This is a genomic window from Elusimicrobiota bacterium (assembly GCA_026388095.1).
GTDB lineage: Bacteria > Elusimicrobiota > Elusimicrobia > UBA1565 > UBA9628 > UBA9628.
Genome location: JAPLKL010000071.1, coordinates 1 through 10183 on the forward strand (window position 1 = coordinate 1; position 10183 = coordinate 10183).

Below are 10183 nucleotides of genomic sequence, written 5' to 3' on the forward strand. Positions count from 1 at the left end.
CGCGGGGTGCCGAATTTCTCCCGGAAGCAGGACTCGATGAAGCCGATGGGGCGCAGCATGAGACAGATATGTTATCAGATTGCCGGGAAGCGGCCCGCCGTCCAGGCGGACAACGGCCCAGCGCCGACCGGAGCGTCGGCGCTGGGGTCCCGGTCGCGCCTACGGCGCGGCCGGGAGCTCGAAGGCGAGCCGAAGAAAGCCGCCCCGGGCCGTCATTTGGCGCCTCCTCCCGGCAGACGGCCGAACAAGTCCTGCACCGCCTTGCGGATGGACGCGTCGAGCTCGGCCGGGATCGGGACGGACGCGAGGGTCCGCCGCAGCGCGCCGGGCTCCCCCGCGTCGAGGCTGGCGGCCTTGTAGGGGCCGGACTCCTCGTCCGTGGACCTGACGAAGGTTACGACGGCCTCGGCTCCTGGCGCGGGCAGGGACAGCTCGACCTCGTTGTCGTCCTTATCGAACAAGATCACGTGCACGTCACAGCCCAGGCGCGCCTGGGTGAGCTTCGCGTCCAGCCGCAGGCTCGGCCTGTCGAGCCAAGCCGGCATGCCGGCCAAGCCCTCCGCCGAGACCGGCTCCGGGCCTGCGAGGCTCCCCGACCAGACGCCGGCCGGCCAGCCGAGCAGCCGCCCCTGCCTCCGTTCCCGGACCGCGAAGCTCAAGTCCATCAGGACATGACAGCCCGGCCTGATCTCAGCGGGGACGCGGATCAGGATTCCCGGAGCTTCGGCGCGGCCGCCGTCGACGCCCACGGCCCCCGGCTCCGCGCTGACCGCGACGCCGTAGCGCTGGGCGAGCTCCCGCATACAAGGCGCCAAAGCCCGCACAGCCTCCTCTCGGTCGAAGGCCCGGACCGGCCGGGCGTCCGTCACGGAGCACGCGGGGGCGCCCGAAAAAGCGTCCTGCCGCTGCTGCGCGGCGACGGCCAGCCGACCGACGCAGGACAGCACGACGATGAGAAGAACCGCGGATATCCTGATTTCAATCGCCTTCATATCCCCTCCTTGCTCAGCGTCCATTTCAAGGGGAGGATAGCCCCGGTCCGCGGCCCCGGCCCTAGGCCATCCGGGCAGGGTTTTAGGCGTCTAGAGTTCCACCTGTCTTTGGGCCGTTGGGCCCTTTCGGGGACCTGGCGGCGATTCGAGGCGGCGGCGGGACCAGGCTAACGTCGCGGATGCTTGCCGGACATCCAGAGCGGATCGAGATAGCTCTCCGGACGCCGGACGCCCTTGGCCCGGTCCAGGCCGGATCGCAGGACGGCCGCCATATCGTCCGGGCTCAGAGTCTTGGGCCAAGGCAGCCCCAGCCTCTCTTGCATGGCCGCCCGGACTTTCGTCGGGATCGCGTGGAAATCCTCCGCCATGCCGCGCTCATCGCCCAAGGCGCGGCGCGCCAAAGCCCGGTTGCAGCGGGCCCAGACGTAGTCCGGGCAGCGCCGGATGACCAGGTCCAGGTCCCGCAGCGCCTCGGCCTGCCGGCCCAGGATCCTATAGGCCTCTCCCCTCCAGACGCGGGCTTCGTCGTCTTCCGGCTGGAGCTCCAGAGCGCGGTCGAGGTCCGCCAGCGCTCGGCCGGGCCGCCCGAGCTTGAGGCAGGCCGCGCCGCGCCAGCCCTGGGCCCATTCCGGGGCGCCGAGGGACAAGGCCCGGTCCAGGAGCTCGACGGCCTTCCGGTAATCCCCCAGCCACAGCCTGGCCTCGGCGTGCCACGTCATGACCGCTGGCTTGGCCGAGGCGTCGACCGACTCCTGGATGCGCGCGAACTCCCGCAAGCCCCGGGCCGCCTCGCCCTTCATCAGGTAGGCCTCGGCCGCCCGGCAGCGGAAGCCCCAATATCCCGGCATGCGCCTTGAGACCTTCCGACAGGCCGCGATGACGCGGTCGTAATCGGACCAGTCGAGCAGGCGCAGGACGAAGGGATGCTGCAGGCAGGAGTAGCGCGCCGGCAGACGCTTGATGCGCGCGTAGGCGGCATCGAACTCGCGGCGCCGGCCCAGAAGCGGGCCGCGGCAATAGGCGAACCAATGCGCAAAGCCCCCGCCCTTCTCGGCCTGGCGCAGACGCCGGAGCTCCGAAGCGACGAACTGCTGCCGCCTCGCCCGCCTCATTGTCGCGGGATCGTACCACCACGGCCACTGGAAGCAGTTCGAGTTCGAAAGCTTGACCGATCTCTTCAGCATCTCCTCGCCGAGCCGGAAGGCGGCGCGATAGCGGCCCGCGCAGAGCAAGGCCGAGAAGATGCGCGGCCAGTCGGGCAGCGCCCCGTCCGTCGTCGCGGCGGCGCGCCGGAAGTCGCTCTCCGCTTCGCGGCGGCGGCCCTGCTCCCAGCGCAGCCAGCCCAAGGCCAGCCGAGCCCGGCCCTCCAGCGCCCCCCCCCTCCGGCATAGGCGCCGGTACCAGGCTGCGGCGTTGCGGAGGTCGCCGATCCTCTCCAGGACCCTGGCGGTCTCCCAGGCCGGCTGCTCCCAGTCCGGCGCGGCCTCGGCTGAGCGCCGATAGTAGGCCTTGGCCTGGCGGAGGAGTCCTTGCTTCTCATGCAAGCGCCCCGAGGCCAGAAGGAGCTCCGCGCGCGGCCCGCCGAGCTCAAGAGCGCGCGCGACGTGGACCGCGGCCTCCCGGAACTTGCCGCGCAGCTCCAAGAACCGCGCGAAATCCATGCGGGCCTCGCGGCCTCCCGGCCGCGCCGCCACGGCTTGGCGATAGCGCCGCGCCGCCTCTTCCGGGCGTCCCGACCGTTCGCTGAGCCTCGCCGCCGAGAGCTGCGTCTCCCAAGCACTGGAAGACGGTCCCGGGGACTTGGCCATGATCGCCGGTATGATATCAAAATGCCCAGGAAGCGAATGACCCGCTCGCCCCTAGTACCTTTAGCCTAGGTCTCCGGGGCCGCTAGGCCCAACCATTTTCGCGCCATTCCTTTACACTCTTAGTGTAATGAAGCTCAAGCGCGGTCTCGCTGTCCTGCTCGCCTGCCTCCAGTTCGCCCTCTCCTTCGGCTTGAGCGGCTACGCGGCCGCCAACGAGGTCGTGATCCAGAAGGTCCAGACCTCGGCCCCGATCCAGTTCGGCCCCGCCGGGGCCATCGGACAGACGCAGTTCTCCAACCCCGGGGCCTTCCAACCGGGCGCCATCGTCCCCACCCTCTCCGGTTCCGGCCTGACCACCAGCGTGCCCCAGGTCCAGCCCCGGGTCTCCGTCGCCCCCATCACGGGCCTGCCCGTCTCGGCCATCCCGCAGGCCGGAGCGCCGGTCCTGGCCGCGCCCGCGCTCATCCAGAACAGCCCCGTCTCTCTGACTCTGTCCAAGCCCCAGATCGCCGCTGCCTCGGCCGACGGCCGGACCGGGCCCATCGACATCCAGAAGACCTCGGCGCGCGTGACCGCCAGCTTGAGCCTGCCGGGCCTGAGCCAGAAGGCCCCGGCGGAGTCGTCGCGGGGCGCGGCGGAGCAGGTCTTCGCCGAGCTGCGCAACGAGAAGCTCTCCGAGACCACGGAGGGCGCGGTCTCCGCCCAGACCGCCGGCATCAAGAGCTACGCGGCCCCTCTGGCCCAGGCCCAGACCTCACCGGTCTCGGTCAAGACCGCAGAAGTCCCCGCGGCCCAGACCCAGGCCGCCAAGTCCTTCTGGCAGAAACCCGCAGTCCAGTGGGTCACGAGCGGGCTCGCGGTGGCCGCCCTCGCCGCGGCAACGCCGATCCTGACCGCTAACGTCGGGGTGGTCGCGGCCGTGGGCTCCGTCATCCTCTCGGTCCTCGGCATCCCCTGGATCATCCAGAATTTCAAGACCGGCCGGGAAGGGACCAAGGACCAGGTCCTGGCCGGGCCGCTCATCTGGTTCGCGGCCGCCACCCTCCTCTCCTTGGTCTCAGTAGGCAACGGCTCGGCATTGGCTTGGCGGCTGGCGAATTTCGCCGGCGTGGCCGAGAGCGCCCTGGTGGTCGGCCAGCTCAACTACTTCAAGAAGGACTCCAAGTCCCTCAAGGCCACGGCCCTCACCGCGGCCGCCGTGGTTGCGGGCGTGGCGCTCATCGCATCCCAGGCCGTGGTGCCGCTCTCCATCGGGCTCAAGATCGCCTTCAGCGCGGCCATGGTCCTGCTGGGGTCTCTGGACGCCCCCCAGATACGGAACAACTACAACATCTTCAAGTCCGAGGGCCGCGCGCCCCAGAACCTGCCGGTGGCCTCCAAGCTCCTGCTCATCGGCGGCAGCCTCATGCACCTCTTCGCCGCGCTCATGGGCGGGGACATGTCCTGGGCCCTCAACGCGGCCATCGCCGTCACCATGGGCAGCATCATCCTGGCCCAGGTGTACGCGCCCCACGCCGCCAACGCGGTGCTCGGCCCCATCGTCCGGGGCGCCGAGAAGCTCCTTTCTCTCGTCCATCGCGGCGCCAAGGCCGCGGCCGCGGACCCCGCCGCCGCGGGCGTGGCCGAAGCCAAGGCTCTCATCGACAAGGAATTCCAGGGCGTGGACTATATGCGCTACCAGGCCCAGGACGCGGAGCAGACCTTGGCTTCCATAGAGGAGAAGGCCAAGGCCCTGCCCGGCCGCAGCGCCATCCTTTTAGAGGCGCCCACCGCGGCCGGCAAGTCCACCTTGGCCGAGGTCCTGAACAAGACTTTGGGCTCGCGCATGAAGGTCTTCCCGGTGGACCTCTATTTCCGCTCCGCCAACGACATCCCCCGCGACCCGCAGGGCCGGCCCGACTACGACCGGCCCGAGGCCCTGCACCTGCAGCGCGCGGCCGACGACGTCAAGACCTTGCTCGCCGGCGGGCGCATAGAGCTGCCCAAGCACGTGATGGACGGCCCGACCACCTTCGACAGCGGCCAGTTCCTCCAGTTGGCGCCGGAAGACGTGCTCATCGTGGACTCCATCTTCGCCTCGCACAGCATGTTCCTCGACGCCGTGAAGGGCCGCCAGACCCTCAACGTGTACCTGGCCGCGCCAGCGGCCATCCGCCTGGCCCGACGCCTCAAGCGCGACAAGAACGAGCGCGGCATCTCGGTGTACAACAACCTCAAGGGCTGGTCGCACCTGCTGGTCAACGAGCGCTCCAACATCCTGCCCCTGCGCGAGAAGGCCGACGTGGTCGTCAACCTCATGAGCGCGCAGGAGCTCAAGAACCTGCCCGGGGCTTTGGCCGAGTTGCTGGCGGCGGAGCGGGCGGCGAACGGCAATGACGCGGCCCAAACCGAGCTCTTCCTCAAGATGGTGCGCTCCTCCATCGAGTCCGACCGGACCCCCGGCCCCCTGCCGGCCGGCGACGCCGAGAAGATCATGAGCCAGGTGGACGTCTCCGGAGACGCGGTGGCCCCCGAGCGCCTCAAAGTGTTCGTGGCCAAGGCCCTGGAGACCTACACCGCGGTGCAGAAAGAGGCTCTGGAGCAGCCCAATTTCTCCAACTTCCACGTGCACGCGGCCGTGGAGCTCTCGGACGGCCGCTGGACCTCGGCGCCCAACGTGGAGCTCAGCCGGGAGATCACCCTCTGCGCCGAGCGCACCGCCATCCTCGCGGCTTTGTCCAACGCCCCGGCCGGGACCACGGTCAAGACCATCGTGGTCAGCAACAGCGGCGGCGAGTTCAAGAAGCTCTGCGCCGAGTGCCTGAGCTGGCTGGCCACGGGCAAGTTCTTCGGCCCGTACACCGAGATCGTGAGCGTGGCCCGCGACCCGGCCACGGGCCGCATCGGCATCCGCATCCGGACGCTCAAGTCCGTCCTTCCCTATCACATGGGCGCGACGCACCAGCCTTCTTTGACGGACAAGCCCGTGGGCTCTTTGGAAGTCGCCGTGAGCCCGTCGGCCGCGCAGGCGGGCGCCTCCGCCGCGGCCGCGAAGTCCTTGATGGAGCAGGCGCGCAAGGCCTACGCGCGGGGATCGGCCGACAAGTTCTCCTCCAAGCCTTCGGCCGCCGCGGTGCGGCTCTCCCATTTCGGACAGAGCAGCGCGGTGCGCTTCCAGTGGGCGCCCCGCTTCAGCGAGTACGAGGACCTCGACGCCGCGGCCGCGGCCCTGGAGAAGGCCGCCAAGCGGCGCGCCCGCCTGGAGAGCGCGCTGAAGCTGGCGGACCAGGCCACTTTCGGACTGCTCAAGCTGACGCAGCGCGCCGCTGGCCTGCTGGCCGCGCCGTCCATCGCGGCCGTGGCCTACTACGGCAGCGACACGGACCTGCCGCCCATCGCCAGCATCGGCCGGCTGGTGCGCCAGGGCGCCTCCCAGAACACCGTGATCCTGCGCATCGAGGACGGCCGCATCCAGGCGCGCACCCTCGGCGAGTACATGACCGAGATCTACGGCCTGCACTAGGCCTCAGGGGACACCCATGGAAGGAGCCTTAAGCCCGCAGGACCTCATCAAGCTGGCCATCGCCATGGAAGAGGGCGGCCAGAAGCTCTACGCGAAGTTCGAGCGCGAGACCGCCGACGAGCGCCTCAAGCAGACCTGGGGCCTGCTGCGCCGGCAGGAGATCGAGCATGCCGTCGAGTTCCGCAAGCTCCTGCGCGTCGCGGAGCTCAGCCAGCCGGCCGAGTCCTCCTCGGCCGAGGCCTCGCCCTACCAGCGCGCCGTGGCGGCCGCCAGCGTCCTGATGGGCAGCCGCCTGGGGCGGACCTCAGCCGGGGCCGTGCTTTCCGATCTGGATGCGCTGGCGCTGGCCATCGCCGTGGAGAAGGACACCATCCTCACTTATATGGCCTTGAAGGACCAGATCCTCGGCGACCGCGGCCACGCGCTGGACAAGATCCTGGCCGAAGAGCAGAGCCATCTCATCCAGCTCACGGAACTCCTCGACAGCCAGCCGGAGCGCTTCCCCGTGGCGGCGCCGGACCTGCCCACCGGTCTCTAGGTGCCGGTGGTCAACTTTCTTAACTTTTCAACTTTCGAGGCGGCTTGACAAAGCCCGCCGGCCGCACAATACTATTAGTCACATTATGTCCCCCTCCATCCTGGCCGTCTTTCTCCTCGCCTTAGCGAGCTCCCCGGCCGCGGCCCAGAGCCTGGATTTTTCCTTAGAGCAAGCCCGGTCTTCATTCAGGACCCATCAGCCGGGCCAGCCCTACGCGGCGCAACTCCAGGCCCGGCTGGTCCAGGAAGGCTGTCCGGCGCCCTGCACCTCCGCGGCGGAGATCAAGGCCTACCTCGACAGCGTGGCCGCGGCGGCCCGGAGCCTGAGCATGAGCGCGGAGCTCGCCGCGCTCCGGGAGCACTACGCCCCGGCCGGAGTGCCGCGCAAGAAGGGGCAGGCCGGCGCGCCCGGCGGACCCTCGGCTGAGAAGCGCGCGGCCCAGACCGCCGCTCTCCAGAGACAGCAGACCGCGGCCATGCACCGCGGGGGCCAGATGGCCGCGGCGCTCGACCAGCGCAAGAAAGCCGAGAGCCTGGCGGCTGGCGGCCCGGGCGGCGGGATCACGGCGGGAAAGCCGATGAGCCCCGCCGAGCGCAAAGCCGCCCTCGACGCCTACCTCCTCGCCCCGGCCGGGGACTCGGCGCGCCTGCACACTTTGGCGGTCAAGGCTCCGCCGCCGATGCGGCCTCGGACCCCGGTCTCCCCGCCGCAGCTCTCCCGCTTCGACCGGGCCCTGCTCTGGGTCGACAGCCACATCGACCAGAAGAAGCTGGAGAAGGTCTCCAACTTCTCTGCCGGCTTCGGAGACGCCCTCACCTTCGGCGGCACCGGCTGGGTCCGCAAGAAAATCAGCGGCGGGACCGACCCCGCCGACCGGAACTCCGATCAATACACCGCCGGCACTTTGACCGGAGTCGGCTATTCCATGCTCCTTGGCGCGGGCGGAGTCCTCAAACCCCTCAGCGCCGGGGTGCAGACCGTCACCCGCTGGGCCCCGACCCTTGCCGCGGACGGCACCGCGCTCCTCAAGGAGGGCCAATTCGTCATGGCCGGCACGGGCAAGGGCGTGAGCGGGTTCATAAACTGGAACAAAGGCGGGGGCCTTGAGCAGCTCATGAAATACGGCCGAAGCTATCTGACCTCGGGCAGCACCCAGGTGCCCGGCAAGCTGCTGCGCTATCCCATACAGGAGGAAGGGCGTATCGCCGGCACGATCAAGGGCCTCATGGGCCAGCGCGTCTACACGGGCCCGACCATCCCATTGCCATGAGCGCCCTGCAATCTCTTTTCGCCGTGGTCCTGCCCGTTGCCCTGGGCCTGGGCGTGCTCCTCGACCTGTGGTCCCTTTACGCCTGGCTGAAGCGCAACAGGCTCGGCCAGGGGCCGTCCGGGGTCGCGGGCGCGTCATGGTTCCTGTATTTTTCGTATTGCGTCTGGCGCCGGAGCTTCCTGCTGCTGGTGGGCCTGACCGTGTTCCATGTCTCCTGCCAGTACCTGGTCCCTCTGCTGCACCGCCGCTGGTGCGGGACCCCCGGGTCCGCCCCAGAATGAATCCGCCCTTGGAAGAGCGCTTCGTCGGCTCGCTGCTGGGAGTGGCTTTGGGCGACGCGCTGGGCGCCCCGCACGAAGGCGGCCCCATCGAGAAGCTCGCCTGGCGCCTCATCTGCCTGCCCCATGCCGGGACCTTGCGCTGGACCGACGACACCCAGATGACCATGGGCCTGGCCGAATCGCTCATCGCACAAGGAGGAGTCGACTGCGACCATTTGGCCGGACTCTGGGCCGAGCGCCTGGAAGTCCTGCGCGGCTACGGGCCCAGCACGCGCCGGATTCTGGCGGCCGTGCGCGCCGGCCAACCCTGGCGGCAAGCCTGCCGGACGGGCTTCCCTCAGGGCTCTTTCGGCAACGGAGCGGCTATGCGCGCAGCACCCCTGGGGCTTTTCTTCCACCGCGATCCCAAGGCCTTGGAGGACGCGGCCATCCGCTCCAGCGAGATCACGCACTCTCACCCGCTCGGAGTGGAGGGCGGAGTGCTCATGGCCCGGGCCGTGGCTTTGGCGTTGGAGCCGGAGTTCGAGCCCAAGCGCTTCCTGGAGTCCTTGCTGGCCGGGAGCAAAGCGCTGGAATTCCGATCGCGCCTCGAACAGTCGCTCGCCTGGCTCGGCCAGGAGCCGCCGGTCTCCGAGGTCCGCCGCCTCCTGGGCAACAGCGTGCGCGCCCACGAGTCCGCGGTGACCGCTTTGCACGCCTGCTGCCGCCATCCGGCGGACTTCCAGGCCTTGGCCGGCTATGTCATAACTTTGGGCGGGGACACGGACACCATCCTGGCCATGGCCGGCGGCGTGTTCGGGGCCCGAAACGGCAGCCGGGCATTGCCGCGGGAGCTCCTGGCCCGGCTGGAAGCCCGCGCAGAGCTCGAGCGCCTGGCTCGTGAGCTCTTCGCCAAGCGGCGCTAGCGCCGAGCGGACAGGGTCAATGCCTGTTCCAGGGCTTGGCGGGCGGGCCCATTGCCGGGGTCGACCCTCAAGATCCGCTGGAATTGCCCGATAGCCTCGCTGAGGCGGCCGCCCCTGGCCAGGTTCAGGCCCAGCTGGAATCGCAGCACCGGCGCCTCCGGTTGGAGCTCCAGGGCGCGGCGGAACTGCCGGGCGGCTTCGTCGAACTGGCCCGCCTCGGCCAGGATCACGCCGAGATTGAAATACGCGGGGATATAGTCCGGGTGGCGCCGCAGCAGCAGGCGCAGCTCCTGCGCCGCTTCGGCGCGGCGGTTGAGCTTGTAGAGGTCCGCGCCGAGATTGAGCTGGGCCGTGGCGTTGCCCGGGTCGATGCGCAGCACTTCCCGGTACTGCCGCGCGGCCCCCTCCGGGTCGGGCTGCAGGTCCAGGGCGACGGCCAGGTTGTAGCGGGCCGGCTCCTGGTCCGGCCGGATGCCGACCAGCGTCTGGAGGTACGCGACGGCCTCGGCGCTCTTGCCCTTGGCGATCAGGCTGACCCCGAGATTGTAGAGGACGGTGGGGTCGCGCGGCCGCTGCGCGACGGCGTGCCGCCACAGACTCTCCGAGTCGCGCCAGACCCGCGTCTGCCGCGCCGTCATCGCGCCCAGGAGGACCGCGAGCGCCGCGGCGCCCGACAGGACCAGGCCGCGGCGGCCGCCGCGCAGATGCGGCCTGAGGATCGCGCCGGCGAGCACGGCCCAGCCGAGATTGGCCAGGTAGCTGTACCGGTCGGCCACCATGTGATGCCCGAGCTGGACGAGGCCGAGGACCGGGAGCAAAGCGAGGACATAGATCGTCCCCGCGGCCCAGCCGGCGGGCCAGCGGCGCCGCGCCAGGAAGAAGCCGAG

At 69.9% G+C, this 10183-nt stretch carries 8 protein-coding genes; 5 read left to right on the forward strand and 3 right to left on the reverse strand.

Annotated elements, in window-relative coordinates; translation table 11 throughout:
• Positions 1-212: 212 nt before the first annotated feature.
• Together NTY77_18075 and NTY77_18080 are read right to left on the reverse strand one after the other, a co-directional pair.
• Positions 213-992, reverse strand: coding sequence for a hypothetical protein (locus tag NTY77_18075; protein MCX5797402.1), 780 nt, complete (start codon positions 990-992; stop codon positions 213-215).
• 167 nt (positions 993-1159) lie between these two features.
• Positions 1160-2800 carry a tetratricopeptide repeat protein gene (locus NTY77_18080; protein MCX5797403.1) on the reverse strand — a complete coding sequence of 547 codons (1641 nt, stop codon included), beginning with the start codon at positions 2798-2800 and terminating at the stop codon, positions 1160-1162.
• A 127-nt stretch (positions 2801-2927) separates the two neighbouring features.
• On the opposite strand from NTY77_18080, the gene NTY77_18085 reads away from it, so the two are divergent.
• The 5 genes from NTY77_18085 (at position 2928) to NTY77_18105 (ending at position 9296) form a co-directional block, all read left to right on the forward strand.
• A complete protein-coding gene (locus NTY77_18085; protein MCX5797404.1) occupies positions 2928-6302 on the forward strand; it encodes a hypothetical protein in 3375 nt (1124 codons plus the stop codon).
• Between the two features lie 16 nt (positions 6303-6318).
• Positions 6319-6840, forward strand: a complete 522-nt coding sequence (locus NTY77_18090; protein MCX5797405.1) for a ferritin family protein — start codon at positions 6319-6321, stop codon at positions 6838-6840.
• An 85-nt stretch (positions 6841-6925) separates the two neighbouring features.
• On the forward strand, positions 6926-8110 hold the full coding sequence (locus NTY77_18095; GenBank protein MCX5797406.1) for a hypothetical protein: 1185 nt from the start codon (positions 6926-6928) through the stop codon (positions 8108-8110).
• Positions 8107-8391, forward strand: coding sequence for a hypothetical protein (locus tag NTY77_18100; protein ID MCX5797407.1), 285 nt, complete (start codon positions 8107-8109; stop codon positions 8389-8391). Before NTY77_18095 ends, NTY77_18100 begins: the two co-directional genes overlap by 4 nt.
• Before the next feature lie 8 nt (positions 8392-8399).
• On the forward strand, positions 8400-9296 hold the full coding sequence (locus tag NTY77_18105) for an ADP-ribosylglycohydrolase family protein (GenBank protein MCX5797408.1): 897 nt from the start codon (positions 8400-8402) through the stop codon (positions 9294-9296).
• Here the strand turns inward: NTY77_18105 and NTY77_18110 are convergent.
• The coding region (locus NTY77_18110) for a tetratricopeptide repeat protein (protein ID MCX5797409.1) at positions 9293-10183 on the reverse strand (891 nt) is incomplete at its 5' end. The two genes, NTY77_18105 and NTY77_18110, sit on opposite strands and share 4 nt — an antisense overlap.

Bases quoted from the DNA above. Each gene is read 5' to 3' on its own strand.
- NTY77_18075 (MCX5797402.1), bottom strand. From the start codon at position 992: ATGAAGGCGATTGAAATCAGGATATCCGCGGTTCTTCTCATCGTCGTG.
- NTY77_18080 (MCX5797403.1), bottom strand. From the start codon at position 2,800: ATGGCCAAGTCCCCGGGACCGTCTTCCAGTGCTTGGGAGACGCAGCTC.
- NTY77_18085 (MCX5797404.1), top strand. From the start codon at position 2,928: ATGAAGCTCAAGCGCGGTCTCGCTGTCCTGCTCGCCTGCCTCCAGTTC.
- NTY77_18090 (MCX5797405.1), top strand. From the start codon at position 6,319: ATGGAAGGAGCCTTAAGCCCGCAGGACCTCATCAAGCTGGCCATCGCC.
- NTY77_18095 (MCX5797406.1), top strand. From the start codon at position 6,926: ATGTCCCCCTCCATCCTGGCCGTCTTTCTCCTCGCCTTAGCGAGCTCC.
- NTY77_18100 (MCX5797407.1), top strand. From the start codon at position 8,107: ATGAGCGCCCTGCAATCTCTTTTCGCCGTGGTCCTGCCCGTTGCCCTG.